At 72.1% G+C, this 21,980-nt stretch carries 17 protein-coding genes and 2 pseudogenes; 8 read left to right on the top strand and 11 right to left on the bottom strand.

Annotated features, from left to right (window positions below; genetic code table 11):
* Both BFF77_RS36890 and BFF77_RS36895 read right to left on the bottom strand, forming a co-directional pair.
* Positions 1-298: pseudogene (locus BFF77_RS36890) on the bottom strand (reductase); the annotation flags it as partial.
* A gap of 2 nt (positions 299-300) precedes the next feature.
* Positions 301-851: pseudogene (locus BFF77_RS36895) on the bottom strand (NAD-dependent epimerase/dehydratase family protein); the annotation flags it as partial.
* Positions 852-978: 127 nt separating this feature from the next.
* Here BFF77_RS36895 and BFF77_RS17665 point away from each other — a divergent pair.
* Both BFF77_RS17665 and BFF77_RS17670 read left to right on the top strand, forming a co-directional pair.
* Complete coding sequence (locus BFF77_RS17665; RefSeq protein WP_066950577.1) at positions 979-1,779, top strand: hypothetical protein; 801 nt, start codon at positions 979-981, stop codon at positions 1,777-1,779.
* Positions 1,780-1,845: 66 nt separating this feature from the next.
* Positions 1,846-3,360, top strand: a complete 1,515-nt coding sequence (locus tag BFF77_RS17670; protein ID WP_079125250.1) for a PepSY-associated TM helix domain-containing protein — start codon at positions 1,846-1,848, stop codon at positions 3,358-3,360.
* Between the two features lie 105 nt (positions 3,361-3,465).
* Here BFF77_RS17670 and BFF77_RS17675 read toward each other — a convergent pair whose 3' ends face one another.
* The 4 genes from BFF77_RS17675 to BFF77_RS17690 form a co-directional block, all read right to left on the bottom strand.
* Positions 3,466-4,116, bottom strand: coding sequence for a winged helix-turn-helix domain-containing protein (locus tag BFF77_RS17675; RefSeq protein ID WP_066950534.1), 651 nt, complete (start codon positions 4,114-4,116; stop codon positions 3,466-3,468).
* A 458-nt stretch (positions 4,117-4,574) separates the two neighbouring features.
* A complete protein-coding gene (glnII, locus tag BFF77_RS17680; protein WP_066950537.1) occupies positions 4,575-5,594 on the bottom strand; it encodes a glutamine synthetase in 1,020 nt (339 codons plus the stop codon).
* Between the two features lie 143 nt (positions 5,595-5,737).
* Positions 5,738-6,994 (bottom strand): ARPP-2 domain-containing protein, encoded by a 1,257-nt coding sequence (locus tag BFF77_RS17685; RefSeq protein WP_066950541.1) that lies wholly within the window; start codon positions 6,992-6,994, stop codon positions 5,738-5,740.
* A complete protein-coding gene (locus BFF77_RS17690; protein ID WP_245703565.1) occupies positions 6,991-8,556 on the bottom strand; it encodes a hypothetical protein in 1,566 nt (521 codons plus the stop codon). The genes BFF77_RS17685 and BFF77_RS17690 overlap by 4 nt, the downstream gene beginning before the upstream one ends.
* Before the next feature lie 398 nt (positions 8,557-8,954).
* On the opposite strand from BFF77_RS17690, the gene BFF77_RS17695 reads away from it, so the two are divergent.
* The gene (locus BFF77_RS17695; RefSeq protein WP_066950544.1) at positions 8,955-9,857 is read left to right on the top strand and encodes a Gfo/Idh/MocA family protein; all 903 of its coding nucleotides are present in this window, start codon (positions 8,955-8,957) and stop codon (positions 9,855-9,857) included.
* A gap of 25 nt (positions 9,858-9,882) precedes the next feature.
* Here BFF77_RS17695 and BFF77_RS17700 read toward each other — a convergent pair whose 3' ends face one another.
* Positions 9,883-10,638, bottom strand: a complete 756-nt coding sequence (locus BFF77_RS17700) for an RlpA-like double-psi beta-barrel domain-containing protein (protein WP_066950547.1) — start codon at positions 10,636-10,638, stop codon at positions 9,883-9,885.
* 251 nt (positions 10,639-10,889) lie between these two features.
* Between BFF77_RS17700 and BFF77_RS17705 the strand changes: the two genes are divergently transcribed.
* Positions 10,890-11,177: a hypothetical protein gene (locus tag BFF77_RS17705; protein WP_066950553.1), complete on the top strand. Its 288-nt coding sequence runs from the start codon at positions 10,890-10,892 to the stop codon at positions 11,175-11,177.
* A gap of 181 nt (positions 11,178-11,358) precedes the next feature.
* Here BFF77_RS17705 and BFF77_RS17710 read toward each other — a convergent pair whose 3' ends face one another.
* The 3 genes from BFF77_RS17710 to BFF77_RS17720 all read right to left on the bottom strand — a co-directional run bounded on the left by BFF77_RS17710 (position 11,359) and on the right by BFF77_RS17720 (position 14,698).
* On the bottom strand, positions 11,359-11,889 hold the full coding sequence (locus tag BFF77_RS17710; RefSeq protein WP_245703566.1) for a GNAT family N-acetyltransferase: 531 nt from the start codon (positions 11,887-11,889) through the stop codon (positions 11,359-11,361).
* Entirely contained in the window at positions 11,886-13,616 is a 1,731-nt protein-coding gene (locus BFF77_RS17715; protein ID WP_066950556.1) for an SMI1/KNR4 family protein, read from the bottom strand. The genes BFF77_RS17710 and BFF77_RS17715 overlap by 4 nt, the downstream gene beginning before the upstream one ends.
* Positions 13,617-13,813: 197 nt before the next feature.
* Positions 13,814-14,698 carry a prohibitin family protein gene (locus BFF77_RS17720; RefSeq protein WP_066950559.1) on the bottom strand — a complete coding sequence of 295 codons (885 nt, stop codon included), beginning with the start codon at positions 14,696-14,698 and terminating at the stop codon, positions 13,814-13,816.
* A 333-nt stretch (positions 14,699-15,031) separates the two neighbouring features.
* Here BFF77_RS17720 and BFF77_RS17725 point away from each other — a divergent pair, with 333 nt between their 5' ends.
* The 4 genes from BFF77_RS17725 (at position 15,032) to map (ending at position 20,710) form a co-directional block, all read left to right on the top strand.
* A complete protein-coding gene (locus BFF77_RS17725; protein ID WP_066950562.1) occupies positions 15,032-15,343 on the top strand; it encodes a trypco2 family protein in 312 nt (103 codons plus the stop codon).
* A complete protein-coding gene (locus BFF77_RS17730; RefSeq protein ID WP_066950566.1) occupies positions 15,340-18,774 on the top strand; it encodes an NACHT domain-containing protein in 3,435 nt (1,144 codons plus the stop codon). The genes BFF77_RS17725 and BFF77_RS17730 overlap by 4 nt, the downstream gene beginning before the upstream one ends.
* A gap of 544 nt (positions 18,775-19,318) precedes the next feature.
* Positions 19,319-19,735 (top strand): hypothetical protein, encoded by a 417-nt coding sequence (locus tag BFF77_RS36280; RefSeq protein ID WP_066950568.1) that lies wholly within the window; start codon positions 19,319-19,321, stop codon positions 19,733-19,735.
* Between the two features lie 207 nt (positions 19,736-19,942).
* Positions 19,943-20,710, top strand: coding sequence for a type I methionyl aminopeptidase (gene map, locus BFF77_RS17740; RefSeq protein ID WP_066950571.1), 768 nt, complete (start codon positions 19,943-19,945; stop codon positions 20,708-20,710).
* Positions 20,711-20,864: 154 nt separating this feature from the next.
* On the opposite strand, the gene BFF77_RS17745 is transcribed toward map, so the two are convergent.
* Positions 20,865-21,872 (bottom strand): SMP-30/gluconolactonase/LRE family protein, encoded by a 1,008-nt coding sequence (locus tag BFF77_RS17745; RefSeq protein ID WP_066950574.1) that lies wholly within the window; start codon positions 21,870-21,872, stop codon positions 20,865-20,867.
* Positions 21,873-21,980 lie beyond the last annotated feature (108 nt).

Genomic DNA, 21,980 nt, shown 5'->3' on the forward strand with positions numbered 1-21,980 from the left:
CAGCCAGGACCAGGTGTCCGCGACCGTCTCCGCCACCGGACGGCAGCGCAGACCGGTGGCGAGGGCCTTGGAGACATCGCCCTGGTGCAGGCTGTCGTGGAGGTCACCCGGCGGCAGCCAGATCGGCAGATCCGTCCACGGTTCGATGCCCGCCGCGAGGATCGACTCCGGTGCCGTCCAGCGCAGTTCGGCGTCCGAGCCGGTCACCCGTACGCAGTGATCCAGGAGTTCACCCATGGTGGTGTGCCCGGCCGGACTCACCAGGTTGTACGGACCGCCCAGTCCCCGCTCCACGGCGNNTTGTCGCGGGGCCCCGGGGCCGCCACGGGGCCGCCCTCGGCGATCCTGCCCAGCCACCACGGCAGCCGGCCGATGTTCTCCCAGGGCCCGAGGATCAGACCGGCGCGCACCAGCAGGGCCCGGTCGCCGAAGACCGCCTCGGCGGCCAGCTCACCGCCGCGCTTGTCCTGGGCGTAGGCGGTCTGCCCGGCGTCCGCCGAGGCGCCCGTCACCAGCGGGCCGCTCTCGTTCAGGCCGGGCGGGGCCGGGTGGACGTACACCGAGCGGCTGGAGACATACGCGTACCGGCCGGCCCGGTCCGCCAGCAGCCGGGCCGCCGAGAGCACCGTGGACGGGGCCGCCGACCAGGTGTCGACGACCGCGTCCCACTCGCCCTCGGCAAGGGCGGCCAGACCGTCCGGGGCGGTGCGGTCGCCGAGCAGGGTGACCACGCCCGGCGGTGCCTCATGACGGCCGCGATGGAAGACGGTCACCTGCCAACCACGCCCGAGCGCCGCCTCCGTGACGGCGCGCCCGACGAATTCCGTACCACCGAGGATCAGGAGTCTCATGGCACCGACTCTGCCCGCCGGCGGGCGCCGGGAACAGCTGAATTCGCCGTCGGAGGAATCGCCGGTGGAAACGTGGGCCTTTGGGATCTGCCGCACGGCCCCACGGGGATGGCAGCATGTGCGGACCATGACAGAAGCCCGGTCGCCGTTGCGCGCCTTGCGGGCCGCGGCCTTCGCGGCGGTCTGCGTGACTCTGGCGGCGGTGGGGCATTCGTTCACATCCGGGCATGAGATCCCGCTCGGCGTGCTGTGGACGGCGTTCGGGATCACCGGATGTCTGGCCTGGCTCGCCGGCGGCCGGCGGCGCGGGGCCGGCTCGATCGGAGCCGCCCTGGTCACGGTCCAGGGTGTGCTGCATCTGATCTTCGCCGGGGCGCTGCCGTACGGACTGTCCGCGTCCGCGCACGGACCGCGTCGGCATCCTGTCGATGCTGTCGATCCTGCCGCAGGAATGGGACGGGGCACCGGGCCCGGGACGGTCCCCGGCCCGGGCATGGGCGTCGGCACAGGCCCCGGCACGGGCTCCGACGGGGGCATGGCCATGTGGATGGGCGGCGCGGACACCGGCGCCGACGGGCCGCCGGGCGTGCTGGACGCGCTCACCGACGGTTCCTTCGGCATGCTCGCCGCCCATCTGCTCGCCGCCGCCGTCTGCGCGCTCTGGCTGGCCAGGGGCGAGGCCGCCCTCTTCCGGCTGGTGCACGCCGTCGGCGCCCTGGCCTTCTCGCCGCTCCGGCTGCTGCTCACCGCCGTACGGCTGCCCGCGGCGCCACGGCTGATACGGCCTCTCCCGGCCGCCGTCGCGACGGACCGTGCCCACGGCGTCATACCGGCGCACGCGCTGTCGCGGCGCGGCCCGCCCGTGTCGCGTGCCGCTCGTACCACGGTCCCTGGAGCCGTTGCCGTCATCACTGGTCGAACCGTCTGAACTGTCGGACGTCGGGCGGCGGCCGGGGCCGAATTCCCCATGCCAACGCCAACACCGAGGACAGTCATGGCCATCGACGACCCCGTACAGGGCGCCGCCGCGCACAGCACCACGTCCACGTCCGCACCCACGCCAGAGTCCGCACCCACGCCCGAGTCCGTACCCACACCCACACCCGGGTCCGAACCCGCCGCGGGCGGTTCGTTTCTCTGGAGCGCCCTGCGGCCTCTGGTGCTCCGTCTCCACTTCTACGCGGGCCTGCTCATCGCCCCGCTCCTGCTGGTGGCCGCCACCAGCGGCTTCCTCTACGCCCTCTCCTTCCAGGCGGAGAAGGTGATCTACCGCCACGAGCTGCGCGTGCCGGTCGGCGACCGCACCGTCCCGCTCGCCCGCCAGCTCGACGCCGCCCGTGCCGCACGCCCGGACGGCACCGTCACCTCCGTACGCCTCCCGGCGGAGGAGGGCGCCACCACCCGGGTCCTGATGACCGCACCCGGCGTGGAGGAGGGCAAGTCGCTCGCCGTCTTCGTCGATCCGTACACCGCGGAGATACGGGGAGAGCTGACCAGTTACGGCAGTTCCGGCGCCCTGCCGGTGCGCACCTGGCTCTCCGAGCTCCACCGCCATCTCCATCTCGGCGAGCCGGGCCGTGTCTACAGCGAACTCGCCGCGAGCTGGCTCTGGGTGGTCGCCCTCGGCGGAGTGCTGCTCTGGACCGGCCGCAGACGCGCCTCGAAGCGCGCACTGCTGATACCCGAGCGCGGCACCACCGGCCGGCGCCGGACGCTCTCACTGCACGGTTCGGTCGGGCTGTGGGCCGTGACCGGGCTGGTGCTGCTCTCGGCCACGGGCCTGACCTGGTCGCGGTACGCGGGCGAGAACATCGGCGCGGTCCAGGACCAGCTCGGCGGTGCCACCCCGGTCGTCTCGGCCGCCCTCGAAGCGGGCGCGGGCGGTGCGGGCGCCGGTCATGAGGGCCACGAGGGCATGGAGGACATGCCCGGTATGGAAGGGGCGGCCGGCGCCATGGACGTCGGAGTCGATCTGGCGGTCGTCGCCGCACGCCAGGCCGGTCTCGACGGACCGCTCTCGGTGACGCTGCCGAAGGCGGGCAGCGGCTATGTCATCGCGCAGACGGACACGCAGGTCCCGGTCAGGCTCGACTCGGTCGCCGTCGATCCCGCCAACGGCATGATCATGGACGAGCTGCGCTTCGCAGACTATCCCGTGCTCGCCCAGCTCACCCGCTTCGGCATCGACGCCCATATGGGTGTCTTCCTCGGGCTGGTCAATCAGCTCGCGCTCGCCGCTCTCGCCCTCGCGCTGATCCTGCTGATCGTCTGGGGCTACCGGATGTGGTGGCAGCGCAGGCCCACCAAGGAGCGCGGGCTGAGTGTGGGCCGGCCGATACCGCGCGGTGCCTGGCGCAGGGTGCCGCTCGCCGTTCTGCTGCCGCTCGCGGCGGTGGTGGCCCTGGTCGGCTGGTTCGTGCCGCTGCTGGGCATCAGCCTGCTGGTGTTCCTGGTCCTGGACGGCGCGCTGGGTCTGTCGGCCCGCGTCCGCGCACGCGCCAGGACGTAACACCCGCGCGCCCCGCGCGCGGAGCCTCGCCGTTCCGGAACCGGAACCGGCAGCCGGAACAGGCATCCGGAGCCGGCGTTCGGAACGGCGAGGCCCGGCGGCGGCTCAGGGCGTGTACTTGTACCCCACGCGCCGCACGGTCTGGATGGTGCGCCGGTGCTCGGCCCCCAGCTTGCGGCGCAGCCGCGCCACATGGACATCGACGGTCCGGCCGTCGCCCACATGACCGTAGCCCCACACCGTGGTCACCAGCTGGTCACGCGTGTGCACCCGGTGCGGATGCGCCACGAGATGGGCCAGCAGCTCGAATTCGAGATACGTCAGGTCCAGCGGCTTCCCGTCCACGACGGCGATCCGCTGCGCGCTGTCGATCCGGACAGGACCGCCGCCCGCGGCCCGCCCGCCGGCCGTGTCGCCGGCTCCCGCGGGCGCGGCCGGGTCCGGCTCGGCGGGGCGGTACGGCGCGGAGGCGGCCAGCACGGCGGCCTGCTGGTCGGCCGGGACGAGCACGAGATAGCCGATCATCGGCGGCTGTCCCGGCAGCGAGGGCAGCGTGTGCTGGGGCGCGGGCAGCCAGGTCGCGCCGGGCGGCAGGAAGTCCACGACCTGTCCGGTGGGAGCGGCGGCCGGGCGGGCCGCGGGAGCGGTCTCGTCACGGTCGACTGCACGGAGACGGTGACGGCCGGGCGTCGCCGGTTTCTGGTTGTGTGAGGAGGCCGAGGCCGCCGCGGCGGAGAAGGAACGGGGGTTCGCCATGAGGGGTCAGCTCTTTCGCGCGAGGGAGTCGTCGAGTCGACAGGACGGACGGGACGTACGTCGTGCGCGGCGGCCGAAGGCCTCGAAGGAGGTTTTAGAGGGCCGACGCGTTCCTCGCGGGGCAACACACGCGGTCGAAGTCGTGATGCTGCCGGGACGGCCAGAACGGCTCCAGGTCGCTGGGACCTGTCGCGGGGTGCTGGTGGCTGGCCATGCCCCCATTGAAGCAGATAGCGGGTCGCCGCAGCAGGCCACTTTGCGCTGTCCCTGCGCTCCCGCGACGTGACGGTCAGCACAGCGGCCCGCCACCCCCGGCGGCCGGCCCCCGCGCACGGCGGAGGGCACGAGAACGGTGCAGGGCACGAGAACGGCGGAGGGGGCGGGCGCCGTGCCGGCGACCGCCCCCTCGGGAGCTGTGGGAGCGGGTGAACCCGCGTGAGCGGGCCGAACCCGCCGGATCAGATCTGGCCGGCCTTCTCCAGGGCCGTGCAGCAGGTGTCCACGATCAGCCGCGTCACCACGTACGGGTCGACGTTGGCGTTCGGACGGCGGTCCTCGATGTAGCCCTTGCCGTCCTGCTCGACCTGCCACGGGATCCGGACCGAGGCGCCGCGGTTCGAGACGCCGTAGCTGTACTCGTTCCACGGGGCGGTCTCGTGCAGACCGGTCAGCCGGTCGTCGATGCCCGCGCCGTAGTGCTTGACGTGGTCGAGCGGCTTGGAACCCTCGCCCAGCGACTCGCACGCGGTGATGATCGCGTCGTACCCCTCGCGCATCGCCTTCGTGGAGAAGTTGGTGTGCGCGCCCGCGCCGTTCCAGTCGCCCTTCACCGGCTTCGGGTCGAGCGTCGCGGAGACGTTGAAGTCCTCGGCGGTGCGGTAGAGCAGCCAGCGGGCGACCCAGAGCTGGTCAGCCACCTCCAGCGGCGCCAGCGGGCCGACCTGGAACTCCCACTGGCCCGGCATGACCTCGGCGTTGATTCCGGAGATGCCCAGGCCTGCCTTGAGGCAGTTGTCCAGGTGCGCCTCGACGATGTCACGGCCGAAGATCTCGTCCGAGCCGACGCCGCAGTAGTAACCGCCCTGCGCGGCCGGGAAGCCGCCCACGGGGAAGCCCAGCGGACGGGCGCCCTCGAAGAACGTGTACTCCTGCTCGATCCCGAAGATCGGCTCCTGGCCCGCGAACTTCTCCGCGACCTCGGTGAGCCGCGCACGGGTGTTGGACTCGTGCGGCGTCATGTCGATGTTCAGGACCTCGCACATGACGAGGACGTCGTCCCCGCCGCGGATCGGGTCGGGGCACGAGAAGACCGGCTTCAGCACCCGGTCGGAGGCGTGACCCTCGGCCTGGTTGGTGCTCGACCCGTCGAAGCCCCAGATGGGGAGCTCGGCGCCGTCCGCCAGGATCTTGGTCTTCGAGCGCAGCTTCGCGGTCGGCTCGGTGCCGTCGATCCAGATGTACTCAGCCTTGAAGGTCACGGGGCCTCATCCTTGTCGGTGCAGCAGTTTTGACCCGAAGCTTCGCAATGTGTGATTTCCCGTCTGTTGCCCATCCGTGAACCACGTGTTACTCAGGTTTCTTTTGTTTCACCGGTGCCGCCCGGGGAAGTGCCCGCGGTGGCTCATTCCGACACGCTCGGCGCGCCCGAACGGCGGGCGACCGCGTGCGCGTTCAGCAGCGAGTCGAAACCGGCCGCGCGGATCCGGCGCACCAGTTCGTCGTACGTCGCCCCCAACGCGTCGGCGGTCCGCCCGAGATGCCAGTCGTGGGCGGCGAGCCGGGTCAGCAGATGGCCGCGTCTGACCTGTGCGTCGGAGAGCCGGAACGTCTTGAGATACGCCGTGCGCCCCTTGTGGTCGTTGATGAGTTCGCCGATGTGCTGCTCCTGCCCGCCCCGGTTGAACGGCGGGAGAAAACGGTGCAACTCGTACGAACCCATTCTGTACACACGTTCGAAGGAGTGTGACGTGGACAGGAATTGACGAGTGAGGACCGCTTCGTGCGTCTCGCTCCACGCACGCTCCTGCGCACGCGCCGCGGCCCGCAGATCGGCGAGGGTCTCCAGATGACGGCCGTCGCGGATGCGCGCCTCGAACTCGGCCACCGGGGCGCCGAAGAACGCGTACTGGTGCACCAGCTCCCCGTACAGGTCCTCCACCAGGGTCGGATGCAGGGTGCGGTAGTCGTCGGGGTGCGGTACGACGAACGCGGCGGCGAGCGAGTCCGCCGTGTAGACCATCATCCCGCACTGCCCGGGATGGATCTCGAACACCCGGAGGGCGTCGGCGAGCCCCCGGACGGCGAGGCCGAGACAGGCGGCCTCGGCGCGCGGGGAGAGTCCCTGCCGTACCGCCTTTTGGGACCACTCGTCCCAGGCGATGGAGGGTCCGCCGAAGTGCAGCGACAGATATCCCTCCAGGGCGAGATGCAGCGGCAGAAAGCGGCAGCGCGTGGCGGCGGCCGAGCGGGACAGGCCCCTGCCGCCCTTTCCCGCCTTCGCGCGCTTGACCATCCGGTGGTGACGGCGCACGGGCACGGCGTCCGGGCACCGGTCCCGCCGACCGGGCGGGTCGCGCGGGTCGGACTGGTCACGCCGGTCCAACCGGTCGCGCGGGCCGGGCCGGTTGCCGTCGTCGAGCTGGGTGCCGTAAGCGGCTCCCTGGCCGCCGTCGCCCGACCAGTCGGCGATGAAACCGTGCGGGACGTACGAGACGTAGTGGGTGTCCGGACCCACCTGGACCTGGCCGTACCCTTCGTAGATCCGCCGGTGCAGGCGCAGACCGGGAAGCGGCTCCGCGCGCACCAGCGGTACGAGGCGGACACCTCCCCAGACCTGGGCGGGGCGAGTGATCAGGCCGGTGAGATCGAGCCGGGTCATCGTCCCTCCGGGGGGAGCTCGTCGTGTGTGCTCGCGCCTCTTGTGCCCCTGTCCGCGCTCGGAGCCGTGTTTGCGCCGGGGAAACGGCAGAACGGGTCGTCTTCCACGAAGCGCTCGATCCGGCGGTCCAGATATGCCCGCAGCTCGGCCAGTCCCGTACGGCCCTCCGCGAACTGCGCGATCTCCACCAGCGCCGGCAGATCCTCGGCGTCACGTATCCCCGCCGTCGGCACGCCCGGTGCCAGCCGGCGTACGTCGAAGCCGTCCGCGTCGTATACGGGGTTGAGATGAACCGCGCTCGTCCTCCCCTCCCGGTCGAGCCTGGTACGCCACACCCGCAGCACCTCGCCCGCCAGTCCGGGAGGCGCGTTGTCCCAGCCGTCCGAGACGATGACGAGCCGGTCGGGCGCCTGGTCGAGCGCGTCGAGGATCCGCAGGCCGAGCGGGGTCGGTCCGTACGGGCGCACCAGCAGCGGGTCCGTGCTCCCCGAGGTCCACAACGGGGTGTACGAGCCGGGGGCGGCCAGCGCGTCCAGCAGGAAGTGGCAGGCCAGGGCGGTGGCGAGCGGCCGACGGCGTTTCTCGCCCGACCCGGACGAGGAGTAACTGTCGTCGAGGACGGCGGCGACCCGTCCCCAGGTCCCGGTGTACGGACCGGCCGCACGGCGCGCGGCCGTACGGAGGGCACGGGTGAGCTCGGCCCGGCGTCGCGTCCGCTCGTCCATGGCCAGGGACAGGACGTACAGGGCGAGCCGGGTCAGCGGCATGACGGTCAGATCCGTCCGTACCCCGGGGTCGTCGCCGGTGCCGGCGTCGCTCCGGGCCAGGGCCGAGCGCTGCGTACGGAGCCGCTCCAGCCGCGTCATCCTGGGCTCCATCCGCTCCAGGAACGCCCTGCGCGGGATGCCGTGCTTGACGGCGAACCCCTCGGCGACGGTGAACGGCAGCTCGTGGAGCGCGCCCTGCTCGAAGTGGGCGCGGCGGTACGCGTCCAGCAGTTTGTGCGCGTACCGGCCGCGGCGGCCGGGCTCGAAGAGGAAGTCGCCGAGTTCGGCCGTCCCGGCGGCGGGCGGTCCCGAGGCGAGGGGGAGATGGAAGTGGCGCGCGGCGGACTTGAGACCGTTGCGGTACTTCACCGCGTCGTGCCCGAGATCGGGCCGGGTGGCCAGCCATTCGCGCAGGATGGCGCGGGTCCGGCGGTTGCCCACTCCGGCGGCCCGCAGTCCGCGGAAGAGCCGGTAGACACGCTGCGGCGGCAGCATGGCCAGCCGCCTGGCGATCAGGCGCCCCTCCACACGCTTCTCCTCCGGGCCCGCCTCGCGCGGGGTGCGCAGCAGCCCCTCGATGATCAGGACCGCGTTGTGGTCGTTGATGTCGAGCGCGAGTGAGGCGGCGTACACCGGGCGGTAGTTGACCCGTACGTACTCATGCAGGAAGACGAGCGAGAGCCGCTGCGCGTGCGCGCCCGAGTGGAACTCGCGCTGCCCGGTCGCGGTGACGGCCGCGTTGACGAAGAGCAGCACGTCCTCGGCCGCGATCAGATCGGAGAAGGTCTCCGCCATGGTGTGTCCTCTGTTCCCCCGTGCGTGCCGGAACCCGCCGTGCGTGCCGGAGCCCCACGTGCCTGACGGAGTAGTCCCCCGTGCCGGCGGATCGGCGGGGTGGCCGGCCGGGGCATGGAGGCGCGATCAGCGAAATCACTGCTTTACGAGGCAAGTCCCGGAAGTCGCACCGGAGGCCCGCGGCCGGCCCGTGCAACGTAACACCGGTCGCGGGGCGGGGGCTCGGGGTTTTGCGTGCGGCGCTTCGGCGGAGCGAGGGCGTCCGCGCGTACCGCGGCTGTCCCGCCCGCACCCGTCGTGGCCTCCCGTGCGTCCTGGCGCACCGACCCGCCGGTACGGTCCCACCGTCCCCACCCCGCGCCTCCTGTGCCGCACGGGCAGGGGGCACACTGAGCGGCATGAGCAAGCCACGTATCGGACTCCTCGGCGCCGGCCCCTGGGCGGAGCGTACGCACGCCCCGGCCCTCGCCGCCCATTCCGGAATCGAATTCAGCGGTGTCTGGGGGCGGCGCCCCGAGGCCGCCGCGGCCCTGGCCGCCGCCCATGACACCACCGCGCACTCCGGCGAGGCGGGCATCGACGCGCTCTTCGCCGAGAGCGACGCCATCGCCTTCGCCCTGCCGCCGGACATCCAGGCACCGCTGGCGGCGCGGGCCGCGCGCGCCGGACTCCATCTGCTGATGGACAAGCCGGTCGCGACGACCGTGGCCGGCGCGCGCGAGGTCGCGGACGCGGCGGCCGCCACGGGCGTCTCGTCCGTCGTCTTCTGCACCCTGCGCTTCGCGCCGGGGACCGCGGGCTGGATCGACGAGCAGGCCGCGAAGGGCGGCTGGTTCACCGCCCACGCGTACTGGCTCAACGCCCTCTACGGGACGGGCGCGGACAGCCCGTACGCCGCGTCTCCCTGGCGCCGGGAGAAGGGCGGACTGTGGGACGTCGGTCCGCACGCGCTGTCCGCCCTGATCCCGCTGCTCGGCGACGTCACGGACGTGACGGCCGTACGGAGCGGGCGGGACCTCACCCATCTGGTGCTCCGGCATGTGTCCGGCGCGGCCAGTACGGTCGCCGTGACCCTGAGCGCGCCGGAGGCGGGATCGGGCACGGGCGTCGAGGCGCGCGGCGAGCACGGTACGGCGGTGCTCCCGAAGGAGTGGGGCGACCCGGTCGACTCGTTCCGCGCGGCAACCGACGCGCTGCTGGAGTCGGTCCGTACGGGCCGGCCGCACGCCTGCGACGTACGGTTCGGGCTGCGCCTGACCGAGATCCTGGCGGACGCGGAGGCCCAGGCGGCACAGGCCTGATCCACCTGGATCGACCGGACAAGTCCTAGCCGGTCCGGCCGACGCTTGCGACGCGTTCGATCAGGGCGTTGCGGATCAGGAACTTGCCCGGTTCGCGGACCTGCTCGAACGCGGCGTCGTTCAGCAGGGCGCAGCTCCCGGAGGGTGAGGCGACCCGCACGGTCGTGGACTTGTCGTTGTCGAGATTGGTCACGCGCAGCGTGGTGCCGACAGGGAACTGATTGCTGGACGCGGCCGGGGCGCCCGCCTCGCCGGAGAGGGTGACGGTGGAGCCCGCGCAGACGACTTCGCCGTCGCCCTCGGCCTCGCCGGCACCGTCACCGGCGCCCGCGGGCGGTTCGGCGCCCGGAGCCGGTTCCTCCGCGGGGGGCCGCGCCCCGGCCGGCGGCTGGGCAGCGCCTTCCGCCTGACCGCCTCCGGCCTGACCGCCTCCGGCCTGACCGCCTCCGGCCTGACCGCCTCCCGCCTGACCGCCTCCCGCCACGACGTCCTCGCCGCGGCTTCCCTCGCCGACCTCGCATCCGGACGCCGCCTGCTGGAGCTTGATCTGCTCGATGACGGCGACGCGGTTGGCGATCCGCGCCTCCGACTGCGCGTCCGGTTCGGCCCGTTGCCCGGCGATGAAGTTCTCGTTGTTGCCCAGGGCCGTGGCCAGCCCGTCGCAGACCACCGAGGCCTGGCCGGTGCCGGTCATCACCATCGCCGTACCGCCCACCACCACCGCCGAGGCGGCGAGCAGGGCGAGCTTCTTCCTGGGGCTGAAGGTCTTCTTGCGGGACACGTGTGGGGGCTCCTGTCCCCGGCCGCGTGGGGCGGGCCGGCTGGTTCCGTGTGCCGTTGGGTACGGACGGACCGGCCGTTCCGCTCAACCGTCACAGCCGTGACTTCCGTCAGGGCGGACGGTCTCGGCACCGTTCCCGCCACCTGTTCCAGACCTCGCCAAATACCCTCTGGCCAGGGGCGATTGTCAGTGGGGGGCAGTAAAATAGGGGTAGTTCGTGAGGGTCCCACCACCGCGCCGGGAGGTCGCCGATGGCCGTTGCCACAATCACGACGAAACTCTTCGAGACTCAGCCCACCGCGCAGCCCACCATCGTCCGTAAGCCACTGCCCGCGGGCCAGCCCCGCGAGTGGTACGAGAGCCACAACCGCCGGCTCAAGGCCATGCGCCTCGCCATCGCCCTGCTCGACTCGGGTGTGTACCACCCGGCGAACGCGACCAACCGCAGGATCCGCGCCATGGCGGTCCGGACCGGGATCCACCCGCCGTCCGACACCACCTGCCGCATGGTGCGAGCCCTGATCCGCTACGGCCGCTGACGGAGTCGCCGGCCGCTCTCGCCTCAGCCGGCTCGCGCCCCATCCGCCGAGTGAGGCACGGCATCCGCCGAGGTACGGCGCCCGCACCCCGCTCCCCGGTCTCTTGCTGACCGGGGAGCGGGGAGCGGGGCGTTCGGGCAGGCGGCGGCCGGCCGGGTGGGGGCCGGCCGGGGCGGCGGGATCACGTCCCGACGCGCTGCCGCCACCGCCACCGCACTTCTCCGTCGTGCCATTCATCGGTGGGCGCCAACCCGGCGGCCCCGGCGACGGCGGCCGACGCCGCGTGTCCGGGATGGACATGGGCCACCACCGTCCGCACTCCCCGGCCCTCCAGCCACCGTACGAGCCCTCGCGCGGCCTCCTTCGCGATACCGCGCCCCTGCCATGGCGTCCCCACCACCCAGGCGATCTCGGCGGTGAGACCGTCACCGCCCCTGACGACGGTCGCCTGAACGTGTCCGACCGGGCTTCCGCCGGCGCTGATCGTCCAGTTGCACCAGGAGACGGCGGGATCGGGCGAGCCCGCGACCAGGCGGACGTACCGCGCGCGCAACTCCTCGACCGTCGCCGGAGATCCGCCGATGAAGGTGTGCAGCGCCGGATCGGACAGGACCACAGCCATCGCGTCCGCGTCCTCGGCGCGGAGCGGCAGCAGCGCCAACCGCTCCGTGCCGATGGGCCCGGCGCCGACCGGAACCACGCCCTGTGTCACGGAGCGGCGATCCAGGGCCTGGTCTCCACCGTGTGCAACCGTCCCTGCGTCAGCGCGAACCGCGGCAGGGACACCTCGTACTCCTCCGCTATGGCGTCCAGTGCCTCGTACTCGTCGTCGGGGTCCAGCGCGAGCTCCTCGGAGCCCGGAAAGAGGTCCTCCGGGTCGAGGATCTCGGGAAGCGTCCCCCACTCGTCGAGGTCCCCGCCGTGCATGGTGAATCCGTACCGGCGCTCCCCGTCCTCGGCGTAGGAGAAGTGGAACGTGCCCGGCACCTCCTCCGGCTCACTGCCCCTCTCGACCCACACCATGACGGACGCCGTGCCCAGCGAGGCGATCTCGCCCAGCTCGCGCGCGGTGTCGTACGGCCCGGTGGCGGGGAAGGGCTCCAGGCCCTTCGGCCGGTCAGGTCCCTCCGAACGCCCCCGGCCCTCCTCGCCCTGAGGGCCGACGGCGTCGCTCACGAAGGCGAAGCTCCAGCCGCTGTCGCCGCACCATCCGACACGGGCCACCGCCCCGGCCTCCCGCTCGTCGGCCGGCGCCGACGACGTCACCGGCCGGCCCGGCTCCCGCGCGATGCGTACGGCCAGATCCTCGGGTGAGACGTCCTCGACAAGGAGGAACCGGTAGGAGCCCCGCTCCTGCCCGTCGTCGGCGAGCCAGGCGAGCCCGTCGAAGGCCGGCTCACCCGGCCCGTCCGGTTCCTCGCTTTCCACCACGCCCTCCTCCAGCCCCTCACCCCGGGGCGTCTCCAGGATGTACCGGCCGCGCTCAGATGTGATCACCGGTCCGAGCAGAGGATCGGCGAGCAGTCCGAGAGGCGCTATGTGCTCGCCGCCGTGCGGCTCCCAGTCGGCCACGGCGTCCGCGATCGTCTCCCACGCGGCGTCCGTGTCGCCCCACCGCGCGTGCTCCCGCGCCGTGGCGACCGCCTTGCCGAAGGCTCCTGAGGGCTCGTACCGGAACGTACGCCTCGCGACCTCCCCGGGATCCATCTCCTCCAGCCCGGCCAGCGGCGCCAACTCCTCCGCGTACAGCGGGCCGCCGCCCAGCATCGCCTCCACCTGGGCGCGCAGCACACGGGCCCGGCCACGGCCGCATCGGTCCGCCTCCACGAGCCGTTCGAGCCGGCCGTCGATGTCGTCCCCGCGCAGACAGCCCCTGCGCGCCTCCTCGACCTCGGCGTCGAGCTCGCGCGTGGTGGCGTTCTCGAAGCCGGGGGTCCCCGCGTGACGGCGGTGGAACTCCCGGAACAGCGCCTGCATCAGCTCCAGGAACGACTCGTACCGCTCCGGACCCCCGCTGTCCTCGCCCGGCCGGCCGCGGTACAGATACGCCGCCCACTCCTCGTCGGCGTTCACCTCACCGGGGTCGAGCAGGATCGCGGCGTCCGACGCGACGGCCAGTGCGAGCCGTGCCCCCGGCGCGGCCGGCTCAGGCCGTGCCTCCGCCTCCCCGTCGGACTCCGTGCCCGGCGCCCCGGACCAGCGAAGGCCCTGCACCGAGCCCAGCGTCCCGATGTCCGTACCGGCCGCCCGCCAGCCGTCGGTGACCGCCAGGAAGGACCGGTAGGTCAGCGGCAACGCCACCCCGAGCCGCTCCTCCAGCTCCTCGATCCGCTCTTCCTCCACAGCCGTGTAACCCAGCCACCGCTCCCCTGTCCCGGCAGAGTCCTCCCAGTCCGCACTCCACCGCTCGAGGAAGGGCCGCCAGTTGTAGATCTTCATGTCCTCCATCGTGCCAGCGCCCACTGACAACCGACACCCAACGGCCCGCAAACCCGCGGGGGACGGGCGAACGCCACCTCACGGACCGCGAGGTGGCGTTCGCCGTACATCCCTTCACACGCCGAAGGCGGCGTCGGTTCCCGATGCCGTTGACTCCAGTTGGTGTCGCTTCCGTGTGCTGTCGGTTCCCGACGGGGTCAGTTCCTGGTGCCGTCCACGATGACCGGCGTACCGTTCGCGCCCGAACCGCACGGCACCGCGTACACCGGGTTCGCCTTCGCGGCCTCCTTGAAGGCCTCGATGCACTGGTTGCGCAGGACGCGGTCGGTGAGCGACCGCTCCAGGATCGCGTTGGCCTGGGCCACGCCCTCGGCCTCGATACGCCTGCGCTCCGCCTCGGCCTTGGCCGTACGGGACGCCTCGATCGCGCGCTCGGTGGCCTGCTCCTGCTGGAGCTTCTTGTCTATCTGCGTCTGGAGCTGCTCGGACGGCCGCACATTGCGCAGGTTGACATTGGTGACATCGATACCGCGCGGCTTCAGCCGCTCCTTGATCAGAGTCTCGATCGCCGAGCCGATGGCCTGCCGGCCGGAGGCGTAGCCTTCCTCGCTCTTGTGCTTGGCGAAGACGTCGCGGATGATCTCGCGGCTGTCCGGGAGCACCAGCCGCTCCTGGATCGCCTCCTGGCTGCCGGCGAGCCGGTACAGCTCCACGGCGTTCTCGGGCGTGACCGCCCACTTGACCGTGACGTCCGCGTACAGCACGCCGCCCTGGGAGGAACGGACCTCGACCACGTCCTTGTCGTTGAGGTTGAGGTCCACCGGGCGGGTGGAGAACGTCGTCACGTCGGTGAAGGGCGACTTCAGATGCATCCCGGACGTCAGCGGGGTGCCGGTCTTCCCGAAGAGGACCGGGACGCCGACCTCGTAGGCGCTCACGACGTACACGCAGCTGATGACCCCGAAGGCCAGCCCCGCCACCCCGGCCAGTCCGGCGCCGAGCTTCCAGCCGGTGGTGCGGCTGCGGGCGAGTACGGCCAGGACGACGGCCGCGATGATGAGCAATATGGCCAGTACGAACATGTGCGGATCCCCCCGAATGATGTGCCTGGCCCGTGCGCTTGACCGATGTGCCTGATCGATGCACCTGGTCGATGCGCCCGGTGAGGCGGATTTCGCCGTCCTGCGGCCGCCGAGCGGGAACCGTCTCCGCGCATGCCTCCGCAGCAGGTTGGCGCATCGTAGCCGGGCAGTCGGTCGGATTGTGCGACGAAATGTTGTACGAGCTTCGACAACCGCGTCACAGAATCGCCCGCCCGGGATGTCCGGATGTATCGCACGAGGTCTCCGTTGCACGCGGGACAGGTGCCCTGTGATGATGTGTTACCTCTGTGCGGCGCTGAGGGGGGACGGCTCATGGCAGTGGAACTCGCCGAGGTGATAGGGCAGTTGCGGGCGGAGCTCACCGAGGCGATGCGCCAGGGCGAGAACGCGGGTCTGCGCTTCGAGCTGGGTCCCGTGGAGCTGGAGCTGACCGTCTCGGTGGACAAGGAGGCCGGGCCGGGGGCGAAGGTCAGGTTCTGGGTGGTGGAGCTGGGAGCCGATGCCAAGGTCGCGCGGAACTCGACTCAGCGGATCACCTTGACGCTGGATCCCCGGCGCGCCGGAGAGGAGCCGGACCGCCGGCCGGTGCTGATCACCGGCGCCGAGGTGGACGGCGAGCGGTGACCCCGCCCGCGCTGGACCGGCCCAGGGTGGCCGAACTGATCGTGGACCTCGGCGCGGGACGAAGGCGTCGCGGCTCGGGTTATCTGGTCACCTCGGGGGCGGTGCTGACCGCGGCTCATGTGGTCGAGGCCGCGCGGTCGGTGGACGTCAGGTTCGAACCCGACCTTCCCGGGGAGTGGAGGGCGACCGCGACGACATGGTGGTCCGACCCCGGCTCGGACCTGGCGGTGGTCTCGATAGCGCCGCGGCCGGACAGGCCGGTGCCCGACGCCCGGTTCGGGCGGATCGCGGACCACCCCCATGTGCTGGAGGTACAGGCGGTGGGCTTCCCGCGGTGGAAGCTGCGGGACGACGAGCGCGCCGACGACATCGCGCGCGCCGACCCCACCGGCCTCGACGGACACACCGACCCCACCGAGCTCGCCGACCCCACCGGCCTCGACGCGGCGGATCCGGTGCGGCGCAACCGTACGCGCTACCGGGACGCGCATCACGCCGTGGGATCGGTGGCGGTGCTGTCGAACTGGCGGGCGGGTTCGCTGGAGGTGACGATTCCCGTGGCGCCCGCCGAGGGACCGCGCGGCGGTCCCTCGCCCTGGGAAGGCATGTCGGGCGCCGCCCTGTGGGCCGGCGACAGGATCGTGGGCGTCATCAGCAAGCACCACCCCGGTGACGGACTGGCCCGTCTGGCGGCCGTACGGCTCGATCGCGCCCTCGACGGCGGTCTTGAGCCCGCCCAGAAGTCGCGGCTGCGGACGCTGCTCACGCTGCCCGCGGACGCCGACCGGCTTCCCCTCTCCCAGGCGCCGGGTGACGGGACGTCCGATCCCGACGAGACGTTCACGGCCAGGTACCGACGGTTCATGGTCGGCACCCTCGACCGCTTCGACTTCTTCGCCGTGGATCCCCGTGGCATCCCGCGCAGACAGCCGTTCACCATGGGCTATGTTCCGCTGACGCTCAAGCGCCGGGACCGGGCCGACGACGCGACGGTCAGCGTCGGGGCCCGGGCCGACCGGGAGCTGCGCCCGTACCGGCGTGCGCTGATCCTCGGTGTGGCCGGTTCGGGCAAGAGCACGCTCATGCGCTGGCTCGGCGCCGTCGCGGCCGGAGGCGTCCACGGCGAAAGAGGCGTCCGTACCGAGGAGGGTGTCCCCGCCGGCCCGGCGTACGGGCCCGGGGGCGCGGCACGGAGCGTCGGCGTGGACGAGTTCTCGGCGGCGCCGTTCATCCTGGAACTCGTACGGTTCGCCGGTGGCCGCCCGCCTCCGCTGGCCGACCTCGTCGCCCGGACGCTCCGCCCGGAGATGCCCGACGGCTGGGTCCGGCGCATGCTGACGGAGGGCAAGGTGCTGCTGCTGCTCGACGGGCTCGACGAGGTACGCCCACGTGAACGCGTACGCCTGGAGGAGTGGGTGGACGAGCACCTCGTCTCCTATCCCGGCATCCGGTGCATCGTCACCACCCGCCCGTCCACCGTGGCCGAACAGTGGTGGGTGGACCGCGGTTTCCAGAGGTTCGACCTGCTCCCGATGAGCCGTCACAGCGTCGAGCGGTATGTGCGCGGCTGGCACAGGAAGGCACGTGAGGACCAGCCCGACACACCGGGAGGCATCGAGGTACGGAAGGAGCTGGAGCGCTGCGAGCAGGGCCTGCTGTCCACCCTGTCCAACCGGCCGGCCCTTCGCGGGATGAGCGCCAACCCGCTCCTGTGCGGGCTGCTCTGCGCGCTGAACCTGGAGCGCGGCGAGCATCTGCCGGAGAGCCGCAAGCAGATCTACGACGCGGCGGTGGACCTGCTGCTGGTGCGCTGGCCCCATCTGCGCCGCCGGCACCGCGCCGAGGTGGGAACCGGCCGCGGCGCCGACGCGGCCGGCGCGGGACCGGACGGGGCAGGGCCGGACGGAGTGAGACCGGACGGCGGCGATCCGCCGCTGCGTGACGAGGAGTTGCTGAAGCTGCTCCAGCGGCTCGCGTTCTGGCTGGTCACCAATCGGCGGCTGATACTGGACCACGACGTCGCCGAACGCCGCGTCGGCGCGATGACCTACGGGCTGCGCAGTGGTGACGAGGACCCGCGGCGGATGCTGGAGTACCTCGCCCATGAGAGCGGTCTGCTGCGTGAACTGCCCGATCTCTCCATCGAGTTCGTGCATCGGACCTTCCGTGACCATCTCGCGGCCAAGGAGGTGGTCGAGGAGGAGAACCTCAACCTGATGCTCGACAACGCGGACAAGCCGCACTGGCACGACGTGGTGGTGATGGTCGGCGCGCACGCGCGTTCCACCGAGCGAACGAGGATCCTGCTGAGCCTGCTCGAACGCGGCAAGTCGGAGCCCGAGCACCGTGACACCCTCTATCTGCTCGCCGCCGCCGTGCTGGAGCAGAGCGCCATACTGCCCCGGCAGGATCCGAACGCGCCCGATGTGCGTGCCCTGGTGGAGAGGGCGATGTCCGAGCTGATCCCGCCCCGGACCACGGCCGCCGCCGATCAGCTCGCCGCGGCGGGCGCGTTCGTACTCGACCTGCTGCCCGGCCCGAGGGACCTCTCGCCGGAGCAGGCCGCGCTGGTGGTGCGCGCGGTGGCCCGGATCGCCGCGCGGTGGAACCCGCCGGGGGCCATCGACAAGGTTCTTCAGTTCACCGAGAAACCGGGCAAGCGGTCGATCAGTGAGCTGCTGGAGACCTGGGGGCGGCTCGGGGACTACGAGGCGTACGCGCGTGACGTGCTCAGCGAGATCGACTTCAGCCGGTTCAGCGTCCATCTCCAGAACATCCGCCGGATCGAACACATCGGACACCTCAAGACCGTCACGGACCTGCTGATACGCAACGACGTACCCGATCTGAGCCCGCTCGCCGACCTGCCGGTCCTGCGCCGTCTCACCCTGCGGGACAACGGGATGACCTCCTTGGCGCCGCTGGAGAACGTCCGGTCGCTGGAGGTGCTGGTGCTGGACCGGTGCTCGACACGGGCCGGCACCCGGCCCCTGGACCTGTCGCCTCTGGGCAGGCTTCGGTTGCGCAGGCTCGTCGTCTCCGGGCTCACGACACCGGTCGACCTGACCAGCCTCGCCGGCGTCGAGCTGGACAGCCTGCGGCTGAGCGCCCGGCCGAACGGCGCGCGGGCGCTGCCGGCCGGACTGCGCGTACGCCACCTCGGTCTGGTGGCGGGCGCCCGTGGAACGCGGTTCGCCGCGGTGGGCGGAGTCCGCTCCGTCCTCCTCGACTGGGTACCCGACGACACCGATCTGGCCGCCCTCGCCGGTATGCGGGAGCTGCGGCGACTCGTCCTGTGGCGCGTCCCCGGGACCACCCCGGTACCGGCGCTGCCCGGCGTCGCGGTAACGATCTGCCCTGCTCCCGCACCCGACAGCGTCGTGGAACAGGGCAGACGGCCGCGGCTCGTACCGGGCCCGGGAGCGTCCTGAGACGGGCCCGTCCGCGCATTCCTCAGACGGGCCCGTCCGCGGACAGGCCCGTACGCGACGTCTTCAGGCGGGCCGTACGCGACGTCCTCGGACGGGCCCGTACGCGACGGTGTGCACAGCGACCGCGCGGAAGGTGATCACGCCGTACGGCCGTGAGTCCGCGGACCCACGGAGCAGTCGAGGATCCGCCCGTCCACGGTGCCGGTCAGCAGCCGCCCCGGCTCCGTGAGCGTGAGCGACAGGGGTACGACGGCCCGGCCGCCGACCTCCGGTCACTGTCGCCCCAGCACGGTCCCGTCCGAGGTGCGCCCCCGGGACCGAGGCCGGGACCGGGCCGCCCGTCTCGTCCGCCCCCTGCCGTACGCGCCGTACCTGCCTACCTGCCTACCTGCCGTCCCCGGATGCGGCCGGTCCGGCCTCGGTGGAAGGTGGAGAGTGAGGTGGTCAGGTCGAGCCGGCCGGCTGGAGTGCGGTCCAGATGGCCTCTGCGACATGGCCGGGGCGGGCTTCCCGGAAGACTCTGCCAGCGATACGAGGTACAGCCATGCTGATCATCGGGATTCTGCTGATGGCGGCCACCGCCGCTTTCACGGCACTGCTCATCGCCTTCAACCTCTCCGGAGGACCCGACTACGCGGTGACCTTGTTCAGCAGCCAGCCATTCACCCTCAACGCACTGGGTGCCTTCCTGAGCGGGCTGGCCCTGGCGCTGATCTTCGGTCTCGGACTGTGGCTCATGCTGGGCGGCGCGGCGCTGATGGCTCACCGCGGCAGGAAGCGGCGCGCGGCACGCCACGCCGTGGCCGAGCGCGATGAACTCAGGGACCGACTCGACGACGCCCGTAACAGGCCGCCCACGGCGGACTCCCCGGACTCCCCGCACCGAGGCGCCACTCCATCCTCCGCGCCGACCGCGCACCGCCCAGCGCACCGCTTCCACCTCCCCAAGCACGGTCACTGAGTACGCGTCACACGGTCACCGCGTAGGCGCCGAGCCGATGTCCGGCGTACGGCACCGTCCGTTCGAGCCGGGGCCGTCTCCGTGGGCCGGTCAGGACCCGATGGGCGAGATCGGGTCCTGACCGGCCGGCGGGTCCAGTGTGCTGCGCCTGTGATACTAATACCGGTATAAGTATTGGGAAGCTCGTATCGCAGGGAGTCACGGCACATGGTGGAGATCAAGACCGACGCGGCACTGGAGATGATGCGTGAAGCCGGACGCGTCGTGGCCCAGGCTCTTGAGGCCGCCCGCCGGTCGGCGACCGTGGGGGTGCGCCTGCGCGAGCTCGACGAAGCCGCCCGCGCCGTCCTGACCGAGGCCGGGGCGCGTTCTCCGTTTCTGGGCTATCAGCCCTCCTTCGCCCCGAGCCCCTTCCCGGCGGTCATCTGCGCCTCCGTCAACGACGCCCTGGTGCACGGCATCCCCGACGACTACCGCCTGCGCGACGGCGATCTGGTCAGCATCGACTGCGGAGCCGAACTCGACGGCTGGACCGGGGACGCCGCGATCAGCTTCACCGTCGGCACCCCCCGTCCCGCAGACCTCGAACTCATCGCCGCCACCCAGCGGGCACTGGACGCCGGCATCGCCGCCGCCACCGTGGGCCATCGCATCGGAGACATCTCCCACGCCATCAACGCCGTCGCCCGCACCGCCGACTGCGGCATGCCGGCCGACTTCGGCGGCCATGGCATCGGCCGGCAGATGCACGAGGACCCCCACGTCGCCAACCGCGGACGACCCGGCCGCGGTTTCCCTCTGCGCCACGGTCTCACCCTCGCCATCGAACCCATGCTCATGGCCGGAGGGCGCGACGAGTACCGCACCGACCCCGACGGATGGACTCTGCGTACGATCGACGGCAGCCGCGCCGCCCACATCGAGCACACCGTCGCCATCACCCGGGACGGCCCCCGCGTCCTCACCCTGCTCTGACCCGTCCTCACCCTGCTCCGACCTCGAACCCTGTTCCGACCTCGAACCCGCTCGTACGCGCCGACGGCGGCAGCACCCGCAGCGGCGGCACCCGCCCCGCATCGGGCCGGGTGCCGCCGCCGCTCCATGCCGCCGCCGAGACAGCCGACCCCGCTCAGCGGTTGCCGGTGAGGTCGGCGAGGACGAGGTTGGGATCGTCGGCGGTGGTGTACGCGGCACTCAGGACGTAGACGGTGTGTCCGCGCAGCGCGACGGAGGTGGGGTTCCGGAGGCCGTCGGTGGCGGTCAGGACGGTGGTGTGGCGGCCGTCGGGCTTGATGAGCGCGACCTCGCTGGGGCCGTTGAGGGCGGCCAGGACCCGGTCGCCGTGGCCGGTGAAGGCGAAGTCGTCGATGCCGGTCAGGCCGGTGGCCCGGATCCGTACCCGTCCTGCGTGTCCGCCGCGCTGGACGGGGATGCGCAGGAGGGTGCCCCTGTCGAGGTTGGTGGCCCAGACCGCCCCGTTGTGGATCTTCAGGCCGTTGACACCGAGGAAGCCGGCGGAGGCCAGTTCGGGGGCGGCGGACCAGACGGTGGGGGTGCCGCCGGTGGTGGGCACGCGCCAGATGGTGCCGAGGACCGAGTCCGTGATGTAGAGGGTGCGGGTACGCGGCTCCAGGGCCAGGCCGTTGGGCAGACCGTCGGCGGGCAGGGCGGCGATGCGCCGCGGTTCGCCGCCGGGCCGCAGGCGCCACAGGCCCGTGAGGCTTTCGGTGCCGGTGGCGTACAGAACGTACAGAGTGCCGTCGTGGGCCCGGACGATGCCGGTGGTCAGGGCGAAGCCGAGAACCGGGGTGCGGACGCCGCCGTCGGCCGGCTCGGGCAGCGTGGCCAGGATCCGCGTGGTGCCCGCCGGGGTGACCTCGGCGATCTGGCGAGCGGCGGCGAAGGTGACGTAGGCGGTGCCGTCCGGGGACAGGGCGATGTTCTCCGGCATCCGCCCCTGGTCCAGGTCGAAGTGCGCGGCGATCCGTACGTTGTCCACCGGGGCCTTGGCCGTCGCGGTGGCGGCCGACGCGGGAGCCGGACCGTTCGCCGCGAGGGCGGCGGCGAGGGCGAGCGCGACAGAAGTCGCGGTGAGGGCGGTGGCTGACGGGCCGGTCTTGGGGAGCTTCTTCACCATGATGCCTTCTCTGTTTTCCGGTCGTGGGTGTCAGGAGTTCAGGACATTCCGGGCATGCGGCAGCGGTACGCCGACGCACGGGGGTGTGGGGCGGCTGCGGCCCAGGGC

It is taken from the genome of Streptomyces lushanensis (genome assembly GCF_001700515.1).
GTDB classification, from domain to species: domain Bacteria; phylum Actinomycetota; class Actinomycetes; order Streptomycetales; family Streptomycetaceae; genus Streptomyces; species Streptomyces lushanensis.

Bases quoted from the DNA above. Each gene is read 5' to 3' on its own strand.
- BFF77_RS17745 (WP_066950574.1), bottom strand. From the start codon at position 21,872: ATGGTGAAGAAGCTCCCCAAGACCGGCCCGTCAGCCACCGCCCTCACC.
- map (WP_066950571.1), top strand. From the start codon at position 19,943: ATGGTGGAGATCAAGACCGACGCGGCACTGGAGATGATGCGTGAAGCC.
- BFF77_RS17715 (WP_066950556.1), bottom strand. From the start codon at position 13,616: ATGAAGATCTACAACTGGCGGCCCTTCCTCGAGCGGTGGAGTGCGGAC.
- BFF77_RS17685 (WP_066950541.1), bottom strand. From the start codon at position 6,994: ATGACCCGGCTCGATCTCACCGGCCTGATCACTCGCCCCGCCCAGGTC.
- BFF77_RS17690 (WP_245703565.1), bottom strand. From the start codon at position 8,556: ATGGCGGAGACCTTCTCCGATCTGATCGCGGCCGAGGACGTGCTGCTC.
- BFF77_RS17665 (WP_066950577.1), top strand. From the start codon at position 979: ATGACAGAAGCCCGGTCGCCGTTGCGCGCCTTGCGGGCCGCGGCCTTC.
- BFF77_RS17675 (WP_066950534.1), bottom strand. From the start codon at position 4,116: ATGGCGAACCCCCGTTCCTTCTCCGCCGCGGCGGCCTCGGCCTCCTCA.
- BFF77_RS36280 (WP_066950568.1), top strand. From the start codon at position 19,319: ATGCTGATCATCGGGATTCTGCTGATGGCGGCCACCGCCGCTTTCACG.
- BFF77_RS17695 (WP_066950544.1), top strand. From the start codon at position 8,955: ATGAGCAAGCCACGTATCGGACTCCTCGGCGCCGGCCCCTGGGCGGAG.
- BFF77_RS17705 (WP_066950553.1), top strand. From the start codon at position 10,890: ATGGCCGTTGCCACAATCACGACGAAACTCTTCGAGACTCAGCCCACC.
- BFF77_RS17670 (WP_079125250.1), top strand. From the start codon at position 1,846: ATGGCCATCGACGACCCCGTACAGGGCGCCGCCGCGCACAGCACCACG.
- BFF77_RS17720 (WP_066950559.1), bottom strand. From the start codon at position 14,698: ATGTTCGTACTGGCCATATTGCTCATCATCGCGGCCGTCGTCCTGGCC.
- BFF77_RS17725 (WP_066950562.1), top strand. From the start codon at position 15,032: ATGGCAGTGGAACTCGCCGAGGTGATAGGGCAGTTGCGGGCGGAGCTC.